This window comes from Herbaspirillum rubrisubalbicans (genome assembly GCF_003719195.1).
Lineage (GTDB): Bacteria > Pseudomonadota > Gammaproteobacteria > Burkholderiales > Burkholderiaceae_D > Herbaspirillum > Herbaspirillum rubrisubalbicans.
The window spans coordinates 4,102,515-4,126,264 of the sequence record NZ_CP024996.1; the positions used below are offsets into that span (position 1 = coordinate 4,102,515).

General features: G+C 64.0%; 18 protein-coding genes. 14 read left to right on the forward strand and 4 right to left on the reverse strand.

The window, feature by feature from the left end:
- Nucleotides 1-414 precede the first annotated feature (414 nt).
- The 3 genes from leuA (at nucleotide 415) to RC54_RS18220 (ending at nucleotide 5,593) form a co-directional block, all read left to right on the forward strand.
- Nucleotides 415-2,118 (forward strand): 2-isopropylmalate synthase, encoded by a 1,704-nt coding sequence (gene leuA / locus RC54_RS18210; RefSeq protein ID WP_061790332.1) that lies wholly within the window; start codon nucleotides 415-417, stop codon nucleotides 2,116-2,118.
- A 269-nt stretch (nucleotides 2,119-2,387) separates the two neighbouring features.
- The gene (locus tag RC54_RS18215) at nucleotides 2,388-3,605 is read left to right on the forward strand and encodes an NnrS family protein (RefSeq protein WP_061790333.1); all 1,218 of its coding nucleotides are present in this window, start codon (nucleotides 2,388-2,390) and stop codon (nucleotides 3,603-3,605) included.
- A gap of 227 nt (nucleotides 3,606-3,832) precedes the next feature.
- Nucleotides 3,833-5,593 carry a methyl-accepting chemotaxis protein gene (locus RC54_RS18220; protein WP_058896383.1) on the forward strand — a complete coding sequence of 587 codons (1,761 nt, stop codon included), beginning with the start codon at nucleotides 3,833-3,835 and terminating at the stop codon, nucleotides 5,591-5,593.
- Nucleotides 5,594-5,642: 49 nt separating this feature from the next.
- On the opposite strand, the gene egtB is transcribed toward RC54_RS18220, so the two are convergent.
- Both egtB and egtD read right to left on the reverse strand, forming a co-directional pair.
- On the reverse strand, nucleotides 5,643-6,986 hold the full coding sequence (gene egtB, locus RC54_RS18225; RefSeq protein WP_061790334.1) for an ergothioneine biosynthesis protein EgtB: 1,344 nt from the start codon (nucleotides 6,984-6,986) through the stop codon (nucleotides 5,643-5,645).
- Between the two features lie 81 nt (nucleotides 6,987-7,067).
- Nucleotides 7,068-8,042: an L-histidine N(alpha)-methyltransferase gene (gene egtD, locus RC54_RS18230; protein WP_061790335.1), complete on the reverse strand. Its 975-nt coding sequence runs from the start codon at nucleotides 8,040-8,042 to the stop codon at nucleotides 7,068-7,070.
- Nucleotides 8,043-8,427: 385 nt separating this feature from the next.
- Here egtD and RC54_RS18235 point away from each other — a divergent pair, with 385 nt between their 5' ends.
- Together RC54_RS18235 and RC54_RS18240 are read left to right on the forward strand one after the other, a co-directional pair.
- Nucleotides 8,428-10,284 (forward strand): ABC transporter transmembrane domain-containing protein, encoded by a 1,857-nt coding sequence (locus RC54_RS18235; protein WP_061790336.1) that lies wholly within the window; start codon nucleotides 8,428-8,430, stop codon nucleotides 10,282-10,284.
- A 97-nt stretch (nucleotides 10,285-10,381) separates the two neighbouring features.
- Nucleotides 10,382-11,500 (forward strand): NADH:flavin oxidoreductase/NADH oxidase, encoded by a 1,119-nt coding sequence (locus RC54_RS18240; protein ID WP_061790337.1) that lies wholly within the window; start codon nucleotides 10,382-10,384, stop codon nucleotides 11,498-11,500.
- 76 nt (nucleotides 11,501-11,576) lie between these two features.
- Here RC54_RS18240 and RC54_RS18245 read toward each other — a convergent pair whose 3' ends face one another.
- A complete protein-coding gene (locus RC54_RS18245; RefSeq protein ID WP_058896388.1) occupies nucleotides 11,577-12,218 on the reverse strand; it encodes a DedA family protein in 642 nt (213 codons plus the stop codon).
- A gap of 246 nt (nucleotides 12,219-12,464) precedes the next feature.
- Here RC54_RS18245 and RC54_RS18250 point away from each other — a divergent pair, with 246 nt between their 5' ends.
- Nucleotides 12,465-12,770: a hypothetical protein gene (locus tag RC54_RS18250; RefSeq protein ID WP_058896389.1), complete on the forward strand. Its 306-nt coding sequence runs from the start codon at nucleotides 12,465-12,467 to the stop codon at nucleotides 12,768-12,770.
- 27 nt (nucleotides 12,771-12,797) lie between these two features.
- Here the strand turns inward: RC54_RS18250 and RC54_RS18255 are convergent, their stop codons facing one another.
- On the reverse strand, nucleotides 12,798-13,502 hold the full coding sequence (locus tag RC54_RS18255) for a GntR family transcriptional regulator (RefSeq protein ID WP_017453973.1): 705 nt from the start codon (nucleotides 13,500-13,502) through the stop codon (nucleotides 12,798-12,800).
- A gap of 399 nt (nucleotides 13,503-13,901) precedes the next feature.
- Between RC54_RS18255 and RC54_RS18260 the strand changes: the two genes are divergently transcribed.
- The 8 genes from RC54_RS18260 to RC54_RS18295 all read left to right on the forward strand — a co-directional run bounded on the left by RC54_RS18260 (nucleotide 13,902) and on the right by RC54_RS18295 (nucleotide 23,748).
- On the forward strand, nucleotides 13,902-15,203 hold the full coding sequence (locus RC54_RS18260; protein ID WP_082803181.1) for an ABC transporter substrate-binding protein: 1,302 nt from the start codon (nucleotides 13,902-13,904) through the stop codon (nucleotides 15,201-15,203).
- A 112-nt stretch (nucleotides 15,204-15,315) separates the two neighbouring features.
- Nucleotides 15,316-16,191, forward strand: a complete 876-nt coding sequence (locus RC54_RS18265) for a branched-chain amino acid ABC transporter permease (protein WP_058896390.1) — start codon at nucleotides 15,316-15,318, stop codon at nucleotides 16,189-16,191.
- A gap of 10 nt (nucleotides 16,192-16,201) precedes the next feature.
- Nucleotides 16,202-18,733: a branched-chain amino acid ABC transporter ATP-binding protein/permease gene (locus RC54_RS18270; RefSeq protein WP_061790338.1), complete on the forward strand. Its 2,532-nt coding sequence runs from the start codon at nucleotides 16,202-16,204 to the stop codon at nucleotides 18,731-18,733.
- Between the two features lie 67 nt (nucleotides 18,734-18,800).
- Entirely contained in the window at nucleotides 18,801-19,586 is a 786-nt protein-coding gene (locus tag RC54_RS18275) for an SDR family oxidoreductase (RefSeq protein ID WP_058896392.1), read from the forward strand.
- Nucleotides 19,587-19,596: 10 nt separating this feature from the next.
- A complete protein-coding gene (locus tag RC54_RS18280; protein WP_061790339.1) occupies nucleotides 19,597-20,529 on the forward strand; it encodes a 3-hydroxyacyl-CoA dehydrogenase in 933 nt (310 codons plus the stop codon).
- Between the two features lie 37 nt (nucleotides 20,530-20,566).
- The gene (gene kce, locus RC54_RS18285) at nucleotides 20,567-21,499 is read left to right on the forward strand and encodes a 3,5-dioxohexanoate:acetyl-CoA acetone transferase (RefSeq protein ID WP_017453978.1); all 933 of its coding nucleotides are present in this window, start codon (nucleotides 20,567-20,569) and stop codon (nucleotides 21,497-21,499) included.
- Nucleotides 21,500-21,666: 167 nt separating this feature from the next.
- Complete coding sequence (locus RC54_RS18290; RefSeq protein ID WP_061790340.1) at nucleotides 21,667-22,638, forward strand: thymidylate synthase; 972 nt, start codon at nucleotides 21,667-21,669, stop codon at nucleotides 22,636-22,638.
- Between the two features lie 48 nt (nucleotides 22,639-22,686).
- Nucleotides 22,687-23,748, forward strand: coding sequence for an NAD(P)H-dependent flavin oxidoreductase (locus tag RC54_RS18295; protein WP_061790341.1), 1,062 nt, complete (start codon nucleotides 22,687-22,689; stop codon nucleotides 23,746-23,748).
- The last annotated feature ends 2 nt before the right edge of the window (nucleotides 23,749-23,750 follow it).

The window sequence follows — 23,750 nt, forward strand, 5'->3', positions numbered from 1 at the left end:
TCTCCCTACGCCACAACAGCGCCAGCGCCCTGCTAGCGTTGCTACCGGTGTCGCTACTACTAGCCTCGCGCTAAAATCCGTAGTTCCTGCCGTACCCGCTGACGACACGCGATCCGGCAACCCCCATCAAATCAGCAGTACCGGCAGTACAACCAGGCAGTGACGCGCTATCCATGGAGAGCCGACGTCGCAGCCCCACAGGTGAAGCGATCATGCATTCGAAGACCAGCACCATCGGCAAGCAGCGTCGGCACCCAGGCCAGCGGCGCCACGCGCAGCGGGAGTTGCCGCCTCTGGCTCTATGACGGGTTGCCTGGCCACGCGCCCGTGGCAGCCAGGCAACCCGATCCGCCACATCTGACGCACTGAAGCATTCCAGCATTCCCAGCAAATCCGAAGACTAAGAGGTCCATCATGATGTTAAGCAACCCCGCCGCCAAATACCGTCCCTTCCCGGCCATCGACCTGCCCGACCGCACCTGGCCCAGCAAGGTCATCACCACTCCGCCGATCTGGATGAGCACCGACCTGCGCGATGGCAACCAGGCCCTGATCGAACCGATGAACGCCGAGCGCAAGCTGCGCTTCTTTGAACTGCTGTTGAAGACCGGCCTGAAGGAAATCGAAGTGGGCTTCCCCTCGGCTTCGCAGACCGATTTCGATTTCGTGCGCAAGCTCATCGTCGAGAACCGCATTCCCGATGACGTCACCATCATCGTGCTGACCCAGTCGCGTGATGAACTGATCCGCCGCACCGTGGAATCGCTGGAAGGCGCCAAGAAAGCCATCGTCCACCTGTACAACTCGGTGGCCCCGGCCTTCCGCAAGATCGTCTTCAACATGTCGCGTGAAGAGATCAAGAACATCGCCGTCACCGGCACCCGTCTGGTCAAGGAACTGACCGATGCGCGTCCGGGCACCGAATGGCGCTTCGAATATTCGCCGGAATCCTTCAGCACCACCGAACTGGATTTCTCCAAGGAAATCTGCGATGCCGTCTGCGAAACCTGGGGCGCCACTCCAGAGCGCAAGGTCATCCTGAACCTGCCCTCCACCGTCGAATGCGCCACCCCCAACGTCTACGCCGACCAGATCGAATGGATGTGCCGCAACCTGAAGGATCGCGCCAGCACCATCATCTCGGTGCACCCGCACAATGACCGCGGCACCGCCGTGGCCTCGGCCGAGCTGGCCGTGATGGCCGGTGCCGACCGCGTCGAAGGCTGCCTGTTCGGCAATGGCGAACGCACCGGCAACGTCGACCTGGTCACGCTGGCGCTGAACCTGTACACCCAGGGTGTCAACCCCGGCCTGGACTTCTCCGACATCGACGTGGTGCGCCAGGTGGTGGAAGAGTGCAACCAGATCCCGGTGCACCCGCGTCACCCCTACGTGGGCGACCTGGTCTTCACCGCCTTCTCCGGCTCGCACCAGGATGCGATCAAGAAGGGCTTTGCCAAGCAGCAACCCGACGCCATCTGGGAAGTGCCCTACCTGCCGATCGACCCGGCCGACCTGGGCCGCAGCTACGACGCCGTCATTCGCGTCAACAGCCAGTCCGGCAAGGGCGGCATGGCCTACCTGCTGGAACAGGAATACGGCCTGGCCCTGCCGCGTCGCCTGCAGATCGAATTCTCGCGCGCCATCCAGCGCGAGGCCGACGCCACCGGCAAGGAAATCGCGGCCGCCGACATCCACGCCATCTTCCAGCGTGAATACCTGGAGCGCACCGAACCCTACGTCTATCGTGCCCACCGCATGTCCGAAGACAGCTCCAAGGCCGAGTCCATCAACATTGAAGTCGATATCGTGCGCAATGGCCAGCCGGTCACCGTGCGCGGCAGCGGCAATGGCCCCATCGATGCCTTCGTGCAAGCGCTGGGCCTGGACATCAAGCTGATGGACTTCCATGAACACGCCATCGGCGCCGGTGCCGACGCCAAGGCCGCCAGCTACATCGAGCTGCGCCTGAACGAAGCGCCGACCGGTTTCGGCGTGGGCATTGATGCCAACATCGTGACCGCCTCCTTCAAGGCCGTGCTGTCTGCCGTGAACCGTCAGATCGCCATCAGCGAGAGCGCCAACCAGGCCGGCTCTGCGCAAGCCAAGGCTGCCTAAGTCGGATGACGGCCGGCGATCCCGGCCGCTGTCCCCGAGCTCGACGCCGACCTACCGGTCGGCGTTGTTTCGTTGACGCCTCCCCTGTCACATCAAGCACACAGACCTCTGTCATCTGAGTTCTGATCTCTGAGCTCAGATGACAGACATACACTCCTGCAAAGCCTCCCCGCATTGCGTCACCTCAAGGCAAGCCAGGCAGACTGGACCTAACATCGTCTGATCAAGCCGACGTGCAAGCCGCACCGGCACTGCCCCGGGGACATGCCATGATCCAGATCGCCGAACGCTCGCCATCACCCTCTGCCCACAACGCTGCGCGCAAGACCTCCGGTGAGCCGCCTGCGCTGTTCTCGCTGGCCTTTCGCCCCTTCTTCCTGGCCGGCAGCCTCTGGGCGGCACTTTGCGTGGCCCTGTGGATAGGCATGTTGCATGGCCAACTCACCTTACCCAGCCGCCTCGATCCCCTGAACTGGCACATCCATGAAATGCTGTTCGGCTGGGTCATGACCGCCATCGCCGGCTTCCTGCTCACCGCCATTCCCAACTGGACCGGACGCACTCCGATACGAGGCGCCCTGCTGGCCGCCCTGGCAGGCACGTGGCTGCTAGGACGGATCGTCGGTACCGTCTCGGCGCTACTGCCGCTGTGGCTGGCGTTGCTGGCCGAACTGGCCTTCCCGCTGGCTCTGTGCACGCTGGCCTGGCGCGAGATCATTGCCGGCAAGAACCGCCGCAACCTGCCCATGCCCTTGCCGGTGGCACTCCTGGGCGTGGCAGATCTGTTGATGATGCTGCGTGCTGAAGGCTTGGACCTGCCGGCGGGCCTGGATTGGCGACTGGCGCTGGTGGCCGTGTGCATCCTGATGTCGGTGATCGGGGCGCGCATCATCCCAGCCTTCACCCGCAACTGGTTGCTGGCCCGCCGTAGCAAGGCACAAGCCACCAGCAGCCGCTGGCTCGACATCAGCGCCACCGCCAGCCTGCACACTGCCCTGCTGGCCTGGGCCTGGGCGCCACAGCAGGCCATCATCGGCGCCCTGCTGCTGGCAGCGGCCGCATTGAACCTGGCCCGACTGCTGCGCTGGCGCGGTCATGCCACGCTGGCCGAACCTCTGCTGGTGGTGCTGCATCTGGGCTATCTCTGGCTCATCGCCGGGGTGGCCTTGCTGGGCCTGAGCGTGGTCGGCATGGACGGCCTGCAGGTGGCCGCCATCCATGCCCTCACCGCCGGGGCCATGGGCACGCTGGTGTTGGGGGTGATGACCCGCGTATCGCTGGGTCATACCGGCCGAGCCTTGCAGGCCGACCGCCGTACTAAGGCTATCTACGTGAGCATCAGTGCGGCAGCCGGCTGTCGCATCGCTGCCACATTGACTGTTGGCAATAGCTGGTGGCTGGGGCTGTCGGCGGTGTGCTGGAGCTTGGCCTTCCTGCTCTTCGTATTACGTTATGGTCCGCTCCTGAACCGGCCCCGCCTGCGCTGAAGCAAGCACCATCCTGACGGCAACATGCGCGTCCCCCCAACGCGCATGTTGCCCACTGGCATCCCACTTCATCCCGGCTCATGAGAGCAGGTGCCGAAGCTCGCAATTTACGTGATAAGAACGTTCTCGTTGTACGTAACTGCCTTATCATAGATTTCCTGGTCATCACACCAGTTCTCGGCAACACGCCACCACAAGCCGCATCCACATTTTTCGGGGGGAAAATCATGCGCTTCAACAACTTCAGCATTTCCACGCGACTGGCCCTGGCCTTTTCCATTCTGATCCTGGTCATCGCCGCCATCGTCACGCTGGGCCTGGCTCGCCTGAGCGACATCAATCAGTCCCTGGATCTGGTGGTCAACGACCGCTACAAGAAGATCGCCATCATCAATACCATTTCCGGCAAGGTCGATGATGTGGCGATTTCTCTGCGCAACGAATTACTGATGACCAACCCGGAGCAGATTGCCAACGAACAAAAAATCATCGAAGCCCTGTCAGCTGAAAACACCAAGCTCTACGATGAACTTACACGCCTGATTGCCGATCCCGAGGCCAAGGCCAAGCTGACTCAAGTCACTGAAACCCGTAAAAAATATGCAGCCATGCGCAAGGAAATCGACAGGCTCTTCACTTCCGGCGAAAAAGATGCCGCCATCAAGTTGATGTTGAGCCAAATGGTGCCCTTGCAGAAGATCTACTTCGGCCAGCTTGATGAGCTCGCCAACATGCAACAAAAACTGATGGACAAGTCGGTGGAAGAAGCCGAAGCAACCTACCTCGCCACCCGCAACATCATGCTGGCCTCGGGCGTACTGGCTGCCCTGTTTGCCGGCTTCGTCGCCTGGACCATCTCGCGCAGCATCACCCGTCCGTTAAGCCGCGCCGTGGAAGTGGCCGAGACGGTGGCTGCCGGTGACCTGACCGCCGTCATCACCGCCCACTCTACCGATGAGACCGGCCGCCTGCTGCAGGCGCTGGCGGCGATGAACCAGAAGCTCAAGGCCATCGTGCTGGAAGTCCGGCACAGCACGGACTCCATGGTCACGGCCTCGACCCAGATCGCCACCGGTAACCTCGACCTGTCCTCGCGCACCGAAGAGCAGGCCAGCGCGCTGGAAGAAACCGCCTCTTCGTTGGAACAACTGACCTCCAGCGTCAAGCAGAATGCCGATCACACCCGCAAGTCCAGCGAGCTGGCCGGCACCGCCACGGCCGTGGCCAACCAGGGCGGAGAAGCGGTCAAGCAGGTGGTGCAGACCATGGGCGCCATCAACGATTCCTCGCGCAAGATCGTCGACATCATCTCGGTAATCGATGGCATCGCCTTCCAGACCAACATCCTGGCCTTGAATGCCGCCGTGGAAGCCGCCCGTGCCGGCGAGCAGGGACGCGGCTTTGCGGTGGTGGCCTCGGAAGTGCGCGCTTTGGCGCAACGCTCGGCTACCGCCGCCAAGGAGATCAAGGAACTGATCAACGACTCAGTCAACCAGGTTTCTTCCGGCACTGAACTGGTGGCGCAGGCGGGCAATACCATGGACCAGGTGGTCAACAGCATCGAGCAGGTCGGCCATATCGTGGGCGAAATCTCGGCCGCCACGCGCGAGCAGAGCGACGGCATCGAACAGGTCAACCAGGCCATCATGCAGATGGATAACACCACCCAGCAGAATGCCGCGCTGGTGGAAGAAGCCGCCGCCGCCGCACAAGCCCTGCAGGATCAGGCGCAGCGATTGCTGGAACTGGTCAGCGTGTTCCGCCTGGATGACGCAGGTGGACCTGAGTTGCGCACCATGCAGGCGCCGCAGGCAGCGGCCTTGAAATCCTCTGCAGTCACCAGCAAGGCACTGCCCTCCAAACCGCAAACCCAGCCACAACCTCAAGCGCAGTCCGCACGTCCGGCCGCCATCGGCGCCAACCAGGCACCACGCGCCCTGCCCAACAGCATCAAGGAAGACAAAAAGGAAGAGTGGGAATCCTTCTGATCCCCTCTGAATCTGAGTGAGACCCGCAACGCAAGCGGCTGCGGGCCGCTCAGAGTTGCCGGGCCAGACGGATGCCGCTGACCTGCCAGCGCGCCGTGGCCGGGAAGAAGTTGCGATAGCTCAGCCGCGCATGGTTCAAGGGTGTGGCTGAGGAAGAGCCACGCAAGACATATTGGTTCACCATGAACTTGCCGTTGTACTCTCCCACCGCCCCGGGTGCGGCCACGAAGCCCGGATAGGGGGCATAGCTGCTGCTGGTCCACTGCCAGGCCACACCAAAAAATTCACGTCCCTGTCCCTGCAGGTGGGCCGCTGCGTGTTCCCATTCGGCTTCGGTCAGCAGGCGTGCGCCGGCCCAGCGAGCATAGGCGTCGGCCTCATAGTAGGACAGGTGCTGGGCGGCGCGATGCGGCTGCAAAGGCTGCATTCCATATTCCGTAAATTCCTGCCATTGATTGTCCGCAGCCGGGCGCCAGTACAGTGGATGCGCCAGCGACAACTGCTGCTTCCACTCCCAGCCTTCGGACAGCCACAGTGCAGCATCCTCATAGCCTCCCGCCTCGACAAAGGCCAGGTACTCAGCATTGTTGACCAGCCGTGACGCGCACTGGTAAGCCTCGACGAACTGGCGATGACGCGGCCTCTCGTTGTCGAAGCAAAAGCCGCTGCCGGCATGACCGATCTCCACCACCCCGGCCTGGATGCGATGCCATTGCAGCGGCAGCTCCACCGGGTCGCCCAGGCACACGCTCATCGGCAGCGGTTGGTAAGCCGGTTGCAGCGGGTTCATCGACAGCAGGATCTTGATGTCGGTAAACATCAGTTCCTGGTGCTGCTGCTCGTGCTGCATCCCCAGTTCCAGCAGGGCCAGGAAATCGGCCAATTGCGCATGATCCTCCTCCGCTTCGGCCCGACCCGAATCGAGCGCATCGATGAGCAGCAACATGCGACCATCGACCTCATCCCGATAGGCCAGCACCTCGGCCAGCGACGGGCGCGTGAGCAAGCCGCGTTGCGGCCGTGGAAACTTCTCGCCCACGCCTTCGTAGTAGGAATTGAACAGCATACGGAACTGCGGATGGAAAGGCGTGAAGCCGCTCTGGAAACGCTCCAGCAGGAAGGTCTCGAAGAACCAGGTGGTGTGAGCCAGATGCCACTTGACGGGGCTGGCCTCGGGCATGGCCTGCACACAGCAATCCTCGGCCGACAGTGGCTCGGCAATCAACAAGGACTGGCGGCGCAAGCGCCGGTAGCGATCCCCCAGCCGCTCGCGCGAACGATGATTGACCTGCTGGACCGCTGCATCGATCACCGCGTCGATAGTGGCGGCGGTATCCAGGCTGGGTTCGACCTGCTGCGCGGTAGCGTCCTGGGCGATGACAAGGGCGGGCATCCGGCCTCCTGCAAGAATGAATGAATCGGAAAGAGCGTGGAAAAGGGCGAAAGGGCGAAAGGGCGAAAGGGCGAAAGGGCGCTAACGCGCCCGCGCATGGCAGACCGTGAACCAGCGCCGCTCATCGAACCACATGCGGCAAGCGCCGAAGCCGGCCTGCTCCAGCAAGCTCAGAATGTCCTGCTCGGTGAATTTGTGGCTGTATTCGGTATGGATGCGCTCGCCCTGATGGAAGGTGCGACGGACCCCGGGCCAGCGCACGATGAGGTCGCGCCGCGCCTCCAGGTACATCTCGATGCGCTGCTGGTGGATGTTGTAGAAGGCCACATGGCGCCAGTGACGGGGATCGAAATCGGCGCCCAGCAAGCCATTGACGTGATGCAGCACGTTCAGGTTGAAGACCGCGGTCACGCCCAGCGCATCGTCGTAGGCCGCCTCCAGCACTGCCACCTCCTTGACCAGGTCCAGCCCGATCAGCACGCCACCGTCATTGCTCCCGGCGGGCAAGGCGGCCCGCAGGCGGCGCAGGAAGGCCAGCGCCTGCCGGGCATCGAAGTTGCCCAGGGAAGAGCCGGGATAGAAGAACAGTCGCTGCTCTGCCTGCACCGTATCGGGCAAGTCCAGCGTAGTCGAGAAATCCATCACCAGCGGCTGCATGGGAAGCTGCGCAAAGCACCGCTGCAACCCCTGCACCGACTGCTGCAGGAAGTCGCCGGAAATATCGACCGGGACATACTGGCGCGGCTGCAGCACCTCGAACAGCGAGGCCGCCTTGGCACAGTTGCCCGCGCCCAGGTCGATGAGGATACAGCCATGGCCGACGGCCGCGGCAATGGCCTCCTGGTGGGCAGCAAAGATGGCCGCTTCGGTGCGGGTGGGGTAATACTCGGGCAGCGCGCAGATGGCCTCGAAGAGCTTGCTGCCCAGGGCGTCGTAGAAATACTTGGGAGCGATGAAGGCTTGGGGAGCCATCAACGCGGCCGCCAGTTCGGCGTGCTGCTGTCGAGGTGATGCGGGGGTCTCCCAGTGGGAAGACATCAGAGCGGGTTGGGCCAAGCGACTCTCCTTGCCAGTGACGGTAATGGATCATGCTGCCAGCTGCTGTGCGCCGTTGCGGTTGCGTTTTTTCGGACCTGCTCACTGTAGCAGGGCAAGGCAGGCAAGCAATGGCTGACGGGCAACATTGCAGATTGCTTCATATGGCCCTGGGAGGCTGCTTCCCAGGCGGCGCCAGCAGGCGCCCGGCTTCCATTTGCTTCACATGCCACTCGTATCGGGCCTAGCCGGGGCCGCAACATGTTCGCAGTCTGTTTATACTCATGCCTGTTCCGACTAAGGCCACCAGCGGTGGTTCAACGCGGCGACCAGATTTTCACGGCAGCCATCGCATCTGGCCATGCGGCAACAGGCAAGGCCGCGCTGCCCTCCCAACACCTCATCCATGTCCATGTCCTCCACGACTCCTCCGCGCAGCACTTCCCATCCCGTCACTCATGCAGTCACTGACAACAGCCCACAGTCGAGCTCCCCGACCGCCCGCAAGTCGGCACTGGCAGCCTTGCGCAAGCTGCTCCCTTTCCTGTCACCCTACAAGAAGCAATTCCTGCTGGCCGGGCTGGCCCTGATCGTGGCCGCCGCGGCCACACTGGCCGTGCCGTATGCCTTCAAGCAGATGATCGACCTGGGCTTTGGCGCGGCCGGCAGCAAGAGCGCCAGCCATATCAACCTCTACTTCCTGGCGCTGTTCGGCGTGGCCTGCGTGCTGGGGGTGGCCACGGCGCTGCGCTTCTACATGGTGTCCTGGCTGGGCGAGCGCGTCACGGCTGACCTACGCAGCGCGGTCTATGCGCACGTGGTCACGCAAAGCCCGGAGTTCTTCGAAACCACCAAGACCGGCGAAGTGCTCTCGCGCCTGACCGCCGACACCACCCTGATCCAGACCCTGGTCGGCACCAGCATCTCCATGGCCCTGCGCAACGCCCTGCTCTTTGCCGGGGGCATGACGATGCTCTTCATCACCAGCGCCAGGCTGACCTCCATCATCATCGTCATGCTGGCGGCGGTGGTACTGCCCATCGTGTTCTATGGCCGCCGCGTGCGCAAGCTCTCGCGTGCCTCGCAGGATCGCGTAGCCGATGCCTCGGCCATGGCCGGTGAAATCCTCAACGCCATGCCCACCGTGCAAGCCTTCACCCACGAAGAGATCGAAGCGCGCCGCTTCGCCCAGTCGGTGGAACGCGCCTTCCAGACCGCCATGGAACGCATACGGGCGCGTTCGCTGTTGACGGTGGTGGCGATCCTGCTGGTGTTCGGTGCCATCGTCTTCGTGCTGTGGCTGGGCGCGCACGCGGTGATGGAAGGCAGCATGAGCGGTGGCGAGCTCGGCCAGTTCATCCTCTATGCCTCGCTGGTAGCAGGCTCCCTGGGCGCGCTCTCGGAAGTGATGGGTGACACCCAGCGCGCCGCCGGTGCCACCGAACGCCTGCTGGATCTGCTGGCCGCGCAATCCCCGGTGCAGTCGGTGCTGCTGCCGGAAAAACTGCCGCCGCGCACCGCCAATGGCGCCGCCTTGCAGATCGATGCGCTGGACTTCCACTATCCTTCGCGCCCCGGCAGTGCCTCGCTGTCGGGCTTCTCGCTGGCGGTGCAGCCAGGCGAGACGGTGGCCGTGGTCGGTCCCTCGGGCGCCGGCAAGACCACCCTGTTCCAGTTGCTGCTGCGCTTCTACGATCCGCAGCAGGGCAACATCCGGCTCGATGGCGTCGATATCCGTTACCTGACCTTGCAGGACTTGCGCGCAGCGATCGGCATCGTGCCGCAGGACACGGTGATCTTCTCGGCCAATGCCATGGAAAACATCCGCTTCGGCCGCCCCGACGCCAGCGACGCTGAAGTCATCGCCGCGGCCCAGATGGCCGCCGCCCATGAATTCATCGAACGCCTGCCCAACGGCTATCAATGCTTCCTCGGCGAACGCGGGGTGCGCCTGTCCGGTGGCCAGCGCCAGCGCATCGCCATTGCCCGCGCACTGCTGAAGAATCCGCCGCTGCTGTTGCTGGACGAAGCCACCAGCGCCCTGGATGCCGAATCCGAACGGCTGGTGCAAAGCGCCCTGGAAGCGGCCATGGTCGGCCGCACCACACTGGTCATCGCGCACCGCCTGGCCACGGTGCAGCGCGCCGACCGCATCATCGTGCTGGAGCATGGCCGCATCGTCGAGACCGGTACCCATGCCGAACTGGTGGCGCGCAATGGCCTCTATGCGGGTCTGGCTGCCTTGCAGTTCGAGACCCAGTAAGCGCTCACCCGGGTGAGCGCCGACACGCTGGCCGGAAATCCCCTAGACTGCGCATCTCGGCATCACGCGATGCCACTGACATGACAGGAGTTCTTGGATGAGCAGTCAATTGTTTTCGCCGCTGACGCTACGCGGCCTCACCTTGCCCAACCGCATCGCGGTCTCGCCGATGTGCCAATACTCGGCCACGGATGGATTGGCCAACGACTGGCACCTGGTGCACCTGGGCAGCCGCGCCGTGGGCGGGGCCGGGCTGGTGCTCGCCGAAGCCACGGCAGTGCTGCCGGAAGGTCGCATCAGCAGCGCCGACCTGGGCCTCTGGAAGGATGAGCACATTGCGCCCCTGCGCCGCATCACCCGCTTCATCGAACAGCAAGGCGCGGTGCCCGGCGTCCAGTTGGCCCACGCCGGGCGCAAGGCCAGCGTCCTGCGGCCCTGGGTTGGCCCGGCGGCCAGCGTGCCGCCGGCTGACGGTGGCTGGGTGCCGCAGGCGCCCTCGGCGCTGGCCTTCGACACCACCTATACCCAACCCACCGCCTTGACGGTGCAGGACATCGAAGGCCTGGTGCAAGCCTTTGCCAAGGCCGCCCAGCGCGCCCTGGCAGCCGGCTTCAAGGTGATCGAACTGCATGGCGCGCATGGCTACCTGGGCCACCAGTTCCTCTCGCCCTTGAGCAATAAGCGCGATGACCAATATGGCGGCAGCTTCGAGAACCGCATCCGCTTCCTGCTGGAAACGGTGCGCGCCACCCGGGCCGTGTGGCCGGACGAACTGCCGCTGTTGGTGCGCCTGTCGGCCACCGACTGGGCCGAGGGCGGCTGGACACCGGAAGAAACGGTAGCCCTGTCGATCCGCCTGCGCGAACTGGGGGTGGACCTGGTGGATGTCTCCACCGGCGGCAACCTGCCGGCTGCTGCCATTCCCGTGGGGCCCGGCTACCAGACCGGCTTTGCCGCGCAGGTCAAGGCCCAGGCCGGCATTGCCACCGGCACGGTGGGCATGATTACCGATGCCATCCAGGCCGAGCACGTGCTGCGCACCGGCCAGGCCGACCTGGTGCTGCTGGCGCGCGAGTTGCTGCGCGACCCGTACTGGCCCATGCACGCGGCCCAGCAATTGCGCCATGAGATGGCCTGGCCACCGCAGTATGTGCGGGCCGCATCGAGCAAGACGCCATTGCGACCGGAGGTGGACTACGGCGCCAGCCAAACCTAACGCAAGCAGTCAAAAAACAAAATGCCGCTCGGCGTCATGCAGAGCGGCATTTCTTTTGCCCAGGGAAAACAAACGATCAGCCCGGACGACGCTTGTGGCGGATGTACTCGATGATGCCCGGCAGGATCGACACGATCACGATGGCCACGATCAGCAGACTCAGGTTCTGCTTGACCACCGGCAGGTTGCCGAAGAAGTAGCCGGCGTAGGAGAAGCTGGCCACCCAAGCGATGCCGCCGATGACGTTGTAGAAGAAGAAGCGCGGATAGGTCATCGCGCCCACGCCTGCGACAAACGGTGCGAAGGTGCGCACGATGGGGGCGAAGCGGGCAATGATGATGGCCTTGCCACCGTGCTTTTCGAAGAAGGCATGGGTCTTCTCCAGATATTGCTTCTTGAAGATGCGTGAATTGGGCTTGTCGAAGACCTTGATGCCCAGCATCTTGCCGATCTGGTAGTTGGTACTGTCGCCCAGGATGGCGGCCACGATCAGGGTCAACACCATCAGGTGGATGTCGTAGGCACCGGTAGCCGCCAGTGCGCCGGTGACGAACAGCAACGAGTCCCCCGGCAGGATGGGCGTGACCACCAGGCCGGTTTCACAAAAGATGATCAGGAACAGGATCAGGAACAACCAGGGTCCGTAGGAAACGGCCAGCTCGGCCAGGTGGCGGTCGATGTGGACGATGAAATCGACCAGGAACAGAAGGATATCCATAAAACCTGAAAATGAAGGAAAGCGCTCATTGTACCAACTGCTTACCGGTCGCCAATGGCTATTCATGCCATCCCGGAAAGCCGGGCCGCCGTCAGGTTTGCAAGGAGCACCCTGACCCAATCTTGCGTTTCTTTACCGGCCTCTACCCACAAGTTGTCGCACGGCATTCCGATATCTGATGCAAGCGGTGGCGCTGCCCCGCGAGCGTTTTTTCCCCTGATGCCTTGCCTGCCCTTGGAGCCGATCATGAAACACACACTGTTGAGCCTGCTGGACAAGACCCTGGATGCCCTGCCGCTGACGGGCGCGGCCATCGGCATGACGCTGCTGGCCTGCATCTTCTCGGACGTCTTGCACGATCTCCTGTTGCGCGCCGATATGGATCTGCTGGCCGCCGCCGTGGCCCTGCTACCACTGTCGGCGGTCCTGCTGGCCTTCGGCTTGAGTATGCGGGAGCAGCCGCGCAAGCCGCCGCGCCGCCTGCGGCAGCGGGAACTGGCTCGGCGCCAGGCGCTGCTGCGCGCCACCTACGATCTGGATGAGCATCCCTGAAGCGCGTCTGCGGCCAAGACGGCTGCCTTATTCGGGCAAGCCGTCGCCGGCCAGGATCATCTCGGCCGCGCTCAGCAGGTCGCCTTCCAGCCCGGCGCGGGCCTTCTTTGGCGAACCTTCGCGCAGCCCCTCCAGCAAACGCGCGTGATGGACCAGCGCCGGCGCTTCGGCCAGGCGCCGGGAGCCGGCGCGCAGGTCAAGATTGATCACCGGCCCAACCTGCAGCCACAACCCGGCGATCAGGTCCACCAGGGTCGGCATTCCAGAACCCTGGTAGGCAGCGAAATGCAATTGCTTGTTCAGGCGGATGACCAGATCCACATTGGGTTTCTTGCGCTTCATCTCGACCGACAGGTCTTCATGCAGACGCGCCACTTCCTCCAGTGCGGCCGCATCGATATGTCTGGCGGCATGTTCGGCGGCCAAGCCCTCCAGCGCCAATCTGATCTTCAGCAATTCACGGAACTTGCCCTTGGTCATGAGAGGCACCCGCATGGCGCGGTTGGGCAGGATCTCCAATGCCCCTTCGGCGGCCAGCTGGCGCACCGCTTCGCGCACCGGCATGGGACTGGTGCCCAGGGCATCGGACAAACCCTTGAGGGTCAGCTTCTGGCCGGGACGCACCTGCCCGGCCTGGATCAATTCGCATAGATCCTGATACACCCGCTCGGACAAGGTCGCATGTTGGATCTTGCGCACGGTGGAAAGGTCAGCGATGAGGGTTGGGTCCATGGCGAGGCGTGAAGAATTTTGCGGATTATATCGGAGCACAGCATGACGGTGCGCCCTATCGTCAGCAATGACAAGTTGACGCCCTCGATTCTATCGAATACATTTGATCACATGTCAAATAAATGACATCAGCAGACCTCAGTAGACATTAACGGATCGGCGCGACGCCGGGCATATCGGCCCGGCGCGCAGCAGTGACGGCCTCTCAGGAGACTAGCTTCATCAGCCCCCCGCCCGCATTGCGCGGACCCGCGGGCGGCACCTGCCACGCCGCCTTTTCGCCTTCCCGGACCGTGCCACACGCCTGCTGCCACAGGTGGCCCCCGCCACCCTGCTCGACCATACAAAGCAGTTCCCGAGGAGACACCGGCCCCGCCGGATATTGAGGAGAATCGCACCATGCAGCAAGACCCGCGCACGTCCGGCAAGATCACCACCAGTCCCACCGATCCGACCGATCCAACCCATCCGCGCTCAGCGCGCCGTCGGCGCCTCCTCAGCGCCGCCGCCGGTGCTGCCGTGCTGGGTTTCCCGGCCATCGTCCGGGCCCAGTCCGACAAGATCATCATCGGCCACCTCACGCCACGTACCGGCTTTCTCGGCCCCATGGGCGAATACGCGGTGATGAGCATCAACCTGGCCGTGGAAGAACAGAACAAGGCCGGCGGCCTGCTGGGCCGCCAGTTGACCCTGCTCTCGGAAGATTCGGTCAATCCGCCCACCGCCTCCACCAAGGCGCAACGCCTGCTCGAGCGGGATGGCGCCGCGCTGCTGATCGGCGAGATTTCCTCGGCCTCGGCACTGGGCATCGCCCAGGTGGCCCAGCGCAACAAGAAGCTGTTCATGAACACCGGCTGCAATTCCGACGAATTGCGCGGCAAGAGCTGCAACAAGTTCATGTTCCACATCGAGGCCGCCAACTCCACCTACGTGAAAGCCTGCGGCCAGCAGCTCCTGCACAATGGCCTGATCAAGGGCAAGAAGCTCTATGCCCTCACCGCCGACTACGCCTTCGGCCACGACCTCTTGCGTACCGCCAAGACCTTCGTGGCGGCCAATGGCGGCACCATCGCCAATGACGAGCTGGTGCCCACCGACGCCACCGACTTCAGCCCCTACCTGCTCAAGATCCGCCAGGCCAAACCCGACCTGGTCATCTCCAATCTGGCGGGCAACCAAATCACCAACTTCATCAAGCAATATGCCGAGTTCGGTCTGCCCTTCCCGATCGCCGGTTTCGGCTTTGACACCGTGGCCGCCTGGGGTGCCGGTGCCGACAACTTCGCCGGTACCTGGCCCACCACCTGGCACCACGATGTGGACGCGCCCTCGGCCAAGGCTTTCGTGAGCGCCTTCGTCAAGAAGTACGGCAAGCCGCCCGAGAACCAGGCCTGGGGCGAATACGTGGGATTTCGTTCGATTGCCCAGGCCATTGCCGAGACAAAGTCGCTGGACACCATGAAGCTGATCGAGTATTTCGAGAAGGGCGCGCAGATCGACATCCTCAAGGGCCGCAAAGGCTACTACCGCGACTGGGACCATCAACTGATGCAGGAGATGTACACGCTCTCGCCCAAACCCAAGGGCCGCGCCAAGGATCAGTGGGACTTCCTGCAACTGGGTGTGCCGGTGCCGGGACCGAACCTGCCGCTGGAGTCGATTGCGCCGACCCCGCAGGAAAACGCCTGCAAATTCACCTGACGCGCTCGCTTCAAGACGCCAGGCGCGTGGCGCCCCTGCCTCACCTGCCTCACCTACCTGAGCGCGGGGCCGTCCATCGCCTCCCTTCCGACTGGCTTGCGCCGGAGCTGCAATGCAAATCGTTTTCCTGCTGGAACAAATCCTCAATGGATTGCTGGTCGGCGGTTACTACCTGCTGATCGCGCTGGGACTGTCGCTCATCTTCAGCCTGGGCGGCATCGTCAACCTGGCACACGGGGCCTTCTATGCCATCGGCGCCTACCTGGCCGTGGAGATCACCCGGCACCTGGGCTTCGCCGGCGCCGTGGTGCTCTCGCCGCTGCTGGTGGCGCTGCTGGGCATCCTGTTTGAACGCTTCCTGCTGCGCCGTTTCTACTCGGCCGATCCCATCCTGGGCCTGCTGCTGACCTTTGGCCTGTCCATGGTGGCCGAACAGGCCATCCGCATCCTGTGGGGAGCCTCGCCGCTGCCGGCCTCGATCCCGCCGGCCTTCAAGGGACAGCTCATGGTGGGCGACTTCATGTACTCGCGCTATCGCCTGCTGATGCTGGCCATCGTGCTAGCCGCGCTGACGCTGATCTGGCTGCTGCTCAACAAGACCTCCTTTGGCCGCGTGGTGCGCGCCGGCGTACAGAAACCGGACATGGTGGCGGTACTGGGCATTGGCCTGCAACCCTACATGACGGCCATCGTAATGCTGGGCGTCGGCCTGGCAGCGCTGGCCGGCGTGCTGTTTGCGCCCATCTCGGGAGTACAGCCGGCCATGGGCGCCGAGATCATGACGGCCGCCTTCGTGGTGGTGGTCATCGGCGGGCTGGGCAGCTTCTGGGGGGTAGTGCTGGCCGCGGTGCTGGTGGGGGTGGTGCGCGGCATCACCATCCAGTTCTACGCCCCCGCTGGCGAGGCCTCGATGTACCTGCTGATGTTGCTGGTCCTGATCTTCCGTCCGCGCGGCCTGCTGGGCGAGCGCATCGAACGCTTCGAATGAGGCCACTGCCATGAATCCTCTGCACAAGACATCGCAGCCCCTGTGGATCGGCGCCGCCGCCCTGATCGCCACGCCGTTGCTGCTGCCCCTGCTGGGCCTGACCACCACTTCGGCCACCGACGTGGTGATCTATGCCATCGCCGCCATGGGCCTCAATTTGCTGGTGGGCTACACCGGCCTGACCTCGTTCGGCCATGGCGCCTGGTTCGGAGTGGGCGCATATGCAGCGGCGCTGTCGCAGACCCACTGGTTCCCCGGCCAGATCGTCATGCCGTTGCTGTTCACCCTCGCCTTCATCGCCATGGCCGCACTGCTGGTGGGCTTCCTGATCCTGCGGCGACGCGGTGTGTATTTCTCGCTACTCACGCTGGCGCTATCGGCACTGACCTTCGCCGTGGCCTTCCGCTGGACCGACTTCACCGGCGGAGAATCGGGGCTGGGCGGCATCGTGCGCCCGGTGGTGGCCGGCATCGACCTGGACCGCCCCATCCCTTACCAAGTCCTGGTCAGCCTGATCGCCTTGGCTGTGCTGTTCTGCCTGCACCGGTTGATCCGCTCGCCCTTCGGCCACACCATCGTCGCCATCCGCGAAAACGAACAGCGGGCGCGCTTCCAGGGTTACGCCACCATCGTCTACAAGCTGCACATGTTCGTGATCTCGGCCACCGTCACCGGACTGGCCGGCGGACTGCTGGCCTTCCATCATCGCTTCGTCTCGGCCGAGCCGACGTCGGTGGCCTTCTCGGGAGAACTGCTGGCCATGGTGGTCATCGGCGGAATGCGCAGTTTCCTCGGCCCGGCGCTGGGCGCGCTGTTCTACATCCTGTTCCGCGAATGTCTGTCGATCTGGACCGAGAACTGGCTGCTCTGGTTCGGCCTGGCCTTCGTCGGCTTCATCCTCTTCTCGCCCACCGGGCTGGTCGGTATCTGGCGCCAGTTGCAACGTCGGCTGCGCCCGCCGGCCGAGGTCGGGGCCGCCATGAGTGCGCGTCAGATCATCGATGGCCTGCCACTGCCGGAGTTCCTGCAGCCGCCGCCGCGACCAGGCGTGGTGCTCGAAGCCAAGGACATCGAAATCCGCTTCGGCGGCATCCAGGCGGTCAGCAATGCCCAGATCGCCCTTCATGCCGGTGAAATCCACGCGCTGATCGGCCCTAACGGCGCGGGCAAGACCACCACCTTCAACCTGATCTCCGGCATGTTCGCCCCCCATGGCGGCAGCGTCCTGCTCAACGGTGAGCCTATCCATGGTCTGCCTCCCAGCGACATCTGCCAGCGCGGACTGACGCGTTCGTTCCAGATCACCAATCTCTTCAAGGGCCTGTCGATCTACGAAAACCTGCGCCTGTCGCTGCAGGCGCGTCATCCTGGGCGCTACAACATGTGGCGCGACATCGACAGCTATCCCGAGATCCACGCCGAAACCGATGCGCTGATGCGTTTCCTCGGCCTCAAAGGCATCGACGACATCCAAGGCGGTGCGCTCTCCTACGGTGGTCAACGCTTGGTGGACCTGGGCATCGCCCTGGGTTCCAAACCCCAGGTGCTGCTCATGGATGAACCGCTGGCTGGCCTGGCTGCGGCCGAGCGCGAACGCGTCTCGCGACTGGTGCAGATCATCGCCGCCAACATCCCCGTGCTCATCGTCGAGCATGACATCGACCGCGTGCTGGGCTTCTCGCACCAGGTCACGGTGATGAACCAGGGCAGCGTGCTGATGACCGGCACGCCCGAGCAGGCTCGCGCCGACCAGCGCGTGCAGGAAATCTATACCGGTCACGGCACCCCGCCGGTCACCGGGCGCAGCCAGGCCGACAGTGGCGAACGCCCGCGCTTGCTGGCCTTCGAGCAGGTCAATGCCTTCTACGGCAAGAGCCACATCCTCAACGACGCCAGCCTGGACGTGCGCCAGGGCGAGATCGTGGCGCTGCTGGGCCGCAATGGCGCCGGCAAATCCACGCTGCTCAAGACCCTCACCGGCTTGCTCAAGCCGGCTTCCGGCGCGATCCACTACCAGGGACGCGACATCGCCGGCCTGGCCGCCCCCGAGATTGCGCGCCTGGGCATCGGCTATGTACCACAAGGGCGCGGTCTGTTCGCCGGCATGACGGTGGCCGAGAACTTGGCCCTGGGGCGACTGGCCCGCAAAACCGATGGCAGCGACGGAGTGGCCTGGAGCGAAGAACAAATCCTGCATTACTTCCCGCGTCTGAAGGAACGTCTGCATACCCATGCCGACTTCCTCTCCGGCGGCGAGCAACAGATGGTGGCGGTGGCACGGGCGCTGTCGGGCAACGTCAAGCTGCTGTTGCTGGACGAGCCCTTCGAAGGCCTGGCCCCGGCCGTGGTGCAAGAACTGTTCAAGGTCTTCGACCAGCTGCGACGCGAGATCTCCATCGTCATCGTCGAGCACAACCTGGACCTGGTGCTGGCCCTGGCCGACCGCGTCTTTGCATTAGAACGCGGAGCGGTGTTCCATACCGGCCCGGCCCAGCCGCTGCTCACCGACCTGGCCTATCGCAAGCAGATCCTGTGGCTCTGAGCGACTGGCTCACCTTCCTCACTGCCCTCACTTCCCACACTTCCCCCCGCGACAAGGACAACGCACCATGGACCTGAACCTGAAAGACCAGAAAGTCATCGTCACCGCCGGCGCCCAAGGCATTGGCCTAGCCATCACGGCTGCCTTCGTCGAGGCCGGCGCGCATGTTCACATCTGCGACATCAGCGAGGACTTCCTCGCCAGCGCACGCGAGCGCTTCGGCACCGCCCCGGTCAGCTACAGCCGCACCGATGTCAGTCGCGCATCCGAGGTCGATGCCATGTTCGCCGAACTGGCCCAGCGCTGGGACGGCAGGCTGGATGTACTGGTGAACAATGCCGGCATCGCCGGCCCGACGTTGCCGGTGGAAGAGGTCGATCTGTCCGGCTGGGATCAGACCATCGCCGTCAACCTCACCGGCCCCTTCCTCTGCACTCGGCGAGCCGTGCCCATGCTGAAAAACAATGGCGGCGGCGCCATCGTCAACATCTCCTCGGTCGCTGGCCGGCTGGGCTTTGCGCTGCGCACGCCCTACTCGGCCTCCAAGTATGGCGTCATCGGGCTGACCGAGACCTGGGCCATCGAACTGGGGCCTTGCAACATCCGCGTCAATGCCGTCCTGCCCGGCATCGTCGCGGGTGCGCGCCAGGAGCGCATCGTCGCCGCCAAGGCCACCGCCTACGGTATCGCACATGAAGAAATGCGCCAGCGGCTGCTGTCCAAGGTTTCGCTGCGCAAGATGGTCACCGCCGAGGATGTTGCCAACCAAGTCATCTTCATCTGCTCCCCCGCTGGGGCCAGCATCAGCGGGCGCAGCCTGTCGGTGTGCGGCAATGTCGAAGTCCTGGGTTGAGGAGAATGTCATGTCTGAAAAGATCGCCGTCATCGGCGCCGGCCTGATCGGCCGCGCCTGGGCCATCGTCTTTGCCCGCGCCGGTTTCGAGGTGGCGCTGTGGGATGCGGTGCCGCAAGCCCTGCAGGGCTGCCAGCAACTGCTGCGCGAGAACCTGGCCGACCTGGCTGCCCATGGACTCATCGCCGATCCGCCGCAGGCACTGCTGGATCGCATCCATCGCGCCGCCAGTCTGGAGCAAGCCTTGCAGGATGCCATCCTGGCGCAGGAAAACGTCAAGGAGACGGTAGAGGTCAAGCGCGAGATCTTTGCCGAGATGGATCGCCTGGCCGCTCCCGACACCATCCTCACCAGCTCCACCTCGTGGATTCCCACTTCGGCGTTTTCCGAGCACCTGCCCGGCCGCGCCCGCATCCTGGTGGCTCACCCGGTCAATCCGCCCTATCTGGTACCGCTGGTCGAGCTGGCCCCGGCACCCTGGACCGCGCCGGACACGGTGGCGCGCGCCAAGCAGATCTATGCCAGCGCCGGACAGTCGCCGGTGGTGTTGAACAAGGAAATCACGGGATTCCTGCTCAACCGCATCCAGGGTGCCGTCTTGAACGAGGCCCTCAATCTCTACGAAAACGGTTATGCCTCTGCCGAAGACATCGACAAGGTCTTCAAGCATGGCCTGGGCCTGCGCTGGTCCTTCATGGGGCCGTTCGAAACCATCGACCTGAATGCGCCCGCCGGCGTGCTCGACTATGCCCGACGCTACGGCCACACCTATGGCGAGGTAGCGCGCAGCCAGTTGCCCAACGCCTGGCAAGCGGCCACGCTGGACCAACTGGCGCAGGAAAGGCGCGCCGTCCTCCCGGTCGAGCAACTGGCCGAGCGCGCCCGCTGGCGCGACAACCGGCTCATGGGCCTGATCGCCCACCAACGCCAGCAGCCCAAGTAACACCCACCAGCTATCCCCTCTCAAAGGAGCACACAGCATGGCCCAGCCCCGCAAAGTCATCATCACCTGCGCCGTCACCGGCGCCATCCATACCCCCTCGATGTCGCCCTACCTGCCGGTGACACCCGAGCAGATCCGCGATGAAGCCCTGGCCGCCGCCGAGGCCGGCGCGGCCATCGTCCACCTGCACGCACGCGACCCGGACAACGGCAAGCCCACGCAAGACCCGGAACAGTTCCGCAAATTCCTGCCGCAGATCAAGGCCCGCTCCAACGTGGTGATCAACCTCACCACCGGCGGCGCCCCGACCATGGGCGTGGAAGAACGCCTGCAACCGGCCTTGCAGTTGCAGCCCGAGGTGGCCTCGCTGAACATGGGCTCGATGAACTTCGGCCTGTATGAAATGCTCAACCGCTTCAAGGACTTCAAGTACGATTGGGAACAGCCCTACCTGGCTGGCTCCGACGACCGCATCTTCCGCAACACCTTCAAGGACATCGCCTACATCCTGCAATCCTGCAGCGCCAACCAGACCCGCTTCGAGATCGAGTGCTACGACATCGGCCATCTCTACACCGCCGCCCATTTCATCGATCGCGGGCTGATCAAGCCACCCTTCCTGATCCAGTCGGTGTTCGGCCTGCGCGGCGGCATCGGCAATGACGTGGAAGACGTCATGCACATGAAGCGCACCGCTGACCGCCTGTTCGGTGCCGATTATTTCTGGTCGGTGCTGGGCGCCGGCCGTGGCCAGATCCCGATTGCCACCATGGCCGCTGCCATGGGCGGCCACACCCGCGTGGGGCTGGAGGATTCGCTGTGGGACGGTCCCGGCCAACTGGCCAGGAGCAATGCCGATCAGGTGCGCCGCATCCGCACCGTGATCGAGGCGCTCTCCTTGCAGGTGGCGAGCGCCGACGAGGCACGCGACATGTTGCAGCTCAAAGGCGGCCACAACGTCGGGTTCTGACCCACCGCCCCTGCTGCGCGCCGGAGTGCGGGCCACCGCCTCCGGTGTTTTCATTCATATCGCTGCAATGCTGCCATGGCAAGCTGCTTTGCCAACCGGTGTTCGGGCTGTTGATAGGCTACAATCCTTCATCTTCCGGCCTTCCGGCCAACACCCGACACATTGCAATGAAACAATATCAAGACCTCATCCAGGACGTACTAGAGAACGGCTCCTGGCAAGACAACCGCACCGGCATCCGCACCTTGAGCATTCCCGGCGCGATGATGCGCTTCGACCTGCAAAAGGGTTTCCCGGCGGTGACCACCAAGCGCCTGGCCTTCAAGTCGGTGGTGGGCGAGCTGTGCGGCTTCTTGCGCGCCACCCGCAGCGCGGCCGACTTCCGCGCCCTGGGCTGCAAGGTCTGGGACCAGAACGCCAACGAAAACGCCGACTGGCTGGCCAACCCTTTCCGTACCGGCAGCGATGACCTGGGTCCGGTGTATGGCGTGCAGTGGCGCCAGTGGCCAGCCTACAAGCTCATCGATACCGCCCAGAGCGCGCAGATCGAGGCCGCCCGCGCCAAGGGTTTTGCCCTCGTCTCCACCTTGCAGGATGAGGGCGTGGACAAGGTCTTGCTCTACAAGGCAGTGGACCAGTTGCGCGAATGCCTGGACACCATCGTCAAGAACCCGGGCAGCCGCCGCATTCTCTTCCACGGCTGGAACTGCGCAGTGCTCGATGAAATCGCGCTGCCGGCCTGCCATCTGCTCTATCAATTCCTGCCCAACCAGAGCACCGGCGAAATCTCGCTCTGCCTGTACGTGCGCAGCAACGACATCGGCCTGGGCACGCCCTTCAACCTGGCCGAAGGCGCTGCGCTGCTGCACCTGGTGGCACGCCTGACGGGCTATCAGCCGCGCTGGTTCAGCTACTTCGTGGGCGATGCGCACATCTACGAAAACCATATCGACATGGTCAAGGAACAGTTGACGCGCGCGCCCTATCCGCTGCCGCAACTGGCCATCGCCGAGCGCGTGCCGGAGTTCGCCAAGACCGGCCAGTACGCCCCGCAATGGCTGGAGCTGATCGAGCCGTCCGACTTCTCGCTGCTCAATTACCAGCACCACGCACCGCTGACCGCGCCCATGGCGGTCTGATCCACGCCTGCGGGCCGGCACTGCACGGCCTGCGCTTCGGGAGCACGCATGTCCACTTCCCTGTTGCAACGACTGGGCCTGGCCCATCCCATCATCCAGGCGCCCATGGCCGGCAGCTCCACCGTGGCCATGGCCGCCGCCGCCTCCAATGCCGGCGCGCTCGGTTCGCTGGCCTTGGGCGCGGCGTCGGTGGCGCAGGCGCGCCAAGCGCTGGCGCAATTGAATGCGCTGACCGAAAAACCGTTCAACGTCAATTTCTTCTGCCACCAGCCGGCCGTGCTCGATGCCGCACGCGATGCAGCCTGGATACAGCATCTGCAAGCCCACCTGGATGAATTCGGCGGCAGCATCAGCCTGCCTTTGAAAGAGATCTACCCGAGCTTCATCGTCGATACCGACATGCAGCAATTGATGCTGGAGCAGCCACCGGCGGTGGTGAGTTTCCACTTTGGCCTGCCTGAGGCCGCGCTGATCCAGGCACTGAAGAAGGCCGGCGTGTTCCTGCTGGCCACGGCCACCAACCTGGAAGAAGCGCGCCAGATCGAAGCCGCCGGCATCGACGCCATCGTGGCGCAAGGCTTCGAAGCGGGGGGCCATCGCGGCATCTTCGATGAACACCGTGATGACGAAATCGGTACCTTCGCCCTGGTGCGCCTGCTGGCACAACACAGCCGCCTGCCCATCATCGCCGCCGGCGGCATCATGGATGGACAGGGGATCGCCGCCGCCCTGCAACTGGGGGCGCAGGCAGTGCAACTGGGCACGGCCTTCCTGCTCACGCGCGAATCGGCCGCCAATGCCGCCTATCGACATCTACTCAAAAGTTCACGTGCGCAGCATACCCGGGTCACCGCTGCCATTTCGGGCCGCCGCGCACGGGGCATCGTCAACCGCTTCATGGAAGAAATCGACATATCGGCTGCCCCCGCCATTCCTGCGTACCCGGCCGCCTATGACGCCGGCAAGCAATTGAATGCCCTGGCCAGCGCGCGCGAGGTCCACGAATTCGGCGCGCACTGGGCCGGCCAGGGTGCGGCGCTCATTCGCGATGGCTATACGGTGGGAGAGCTGATCCACTTGCTAGTGCAGGAGTGGCAGGCCGCGCGCTAAGC

Excerpts from the sequence above, each read along its gene's own strand:
- RC54_RS18220 (WP_058896383.1), top strand. The coding sequence starts at position 3,833 with ATGCGCTTCAACAACTTCAGCATTTCCACGCGACTGGCCCTGGCCTTT.
- kce (WP_017453978.1), top strand. The coding sequence starts at position 20,567 with ATGGCCCAGCCCCGCAAAGTCATCATCACCTGCGCCGTCACCGGCGCC.
- egtB (WP_061790334.1), bottom strand. The coding sequence starts at position 6,986 with ATGCCCGCCCTTGTCATCGCCCAGGACGCTACCGCGCAGCAGGTCGAA.
- RC54_RS18235 (WP_061790336.1), top strand. The coding sequence starts at position 8,428 with ATGTCCATGTCCTCCACGACTCCTCCGCGCAGCACTTCCCATCCCGTC.
- RC54_RS18270 (WP_061790338.1), top strand. The coding sequence starts at position 16,202 with ATGAATCCTCTGCACAAGACATCGCAGCCCCTGTGGATCGGCGCCGCC.
- RC54_RS18275 (WP_058896392.1), top strand. The coding sequence starts at position 18,801 with ATGGACCTGAACCTGAAAGACCAGAAAGTCATCGTCACCGCCGGCGCC.
- RC54_RS18215 (WP_061790333.1), top strand. The coding sequence starts at position 2,388 with ATGATCCAGATCGCCGAACGCTCGCCATCACCCTCTGCCCACAACGCT.
- RC54_RS18245 (WP_058896388.1), bottom strand. The coding sequence starts at position 12,218 with ATGGATATCCTTCTGTTCCTGGTCGATTTCATCGTCCACATCGACCGC.
- RC54_RS18265 (WP_058896390.1), top strand. The coding sequence starts at position 15,316 with ATGCAAATCGTTTTCCTGCTGGAACAAATCCTCAATGGATTGCTGGTC.
- RC54_RS18280 (WP_061790339.1), top strand. The coding sequence starts at position 19,597 with ATGTCTGAAAAGATCGCCGTCATCGGCGCCGGCCTGATCGGCCGCGCC.
- RC54_RS18250 (WP_058896389.1), top strand. The coding sequence starts at position 12,465 with ATGAAACACACACTGTTGAGCCTGCTGGACAAGACCCTGGATGCCCTG.
- RC54_RS18255 (WP_017453973.1), bottom strand. The coding sequence starts at position 13,502 with ATGGACCCAACCCTCATCGCTGACCTTTCCACCGTGCGCAAGATCCAA.
- RC54_RS18295 (WP_061790341.1), top strand. The coding sequence starts at position 22,687 with ATGTCCACTTCCCTGTTGCAACGACTGGGCCTGGCCCATCCCATCATC.
- RC54_RS18260 (WP_082803181.1), top strand. The coding sequence starts at position 13,902 with ATGCAGCAAGACCCGCGCACGTCCGGCAAGATCACCACCAGTCCCACC.
- RC54_RS18290 (WP_061790340.1), top strand. The coding sequence starts at position 21,667 with ATGAAACAATATCAAGACCTCATCCAGGACGTACTAGAGAACGGCTCC.
- leuA (WP_061790332.1), top strand. The coding sequence starts at position 415 with ATGATGTTAAGCAACCCCGCCGCCAAATACCGTCCCTTCCCGGCCATC.
- RC54_RS18240 (WP_061790337.1), top strand. The coding sequence starts at position 10,382 with ATGAGCAGTCAATTGTTTTCGCCGCTGACGCTACGCGGCCTCACCTTG.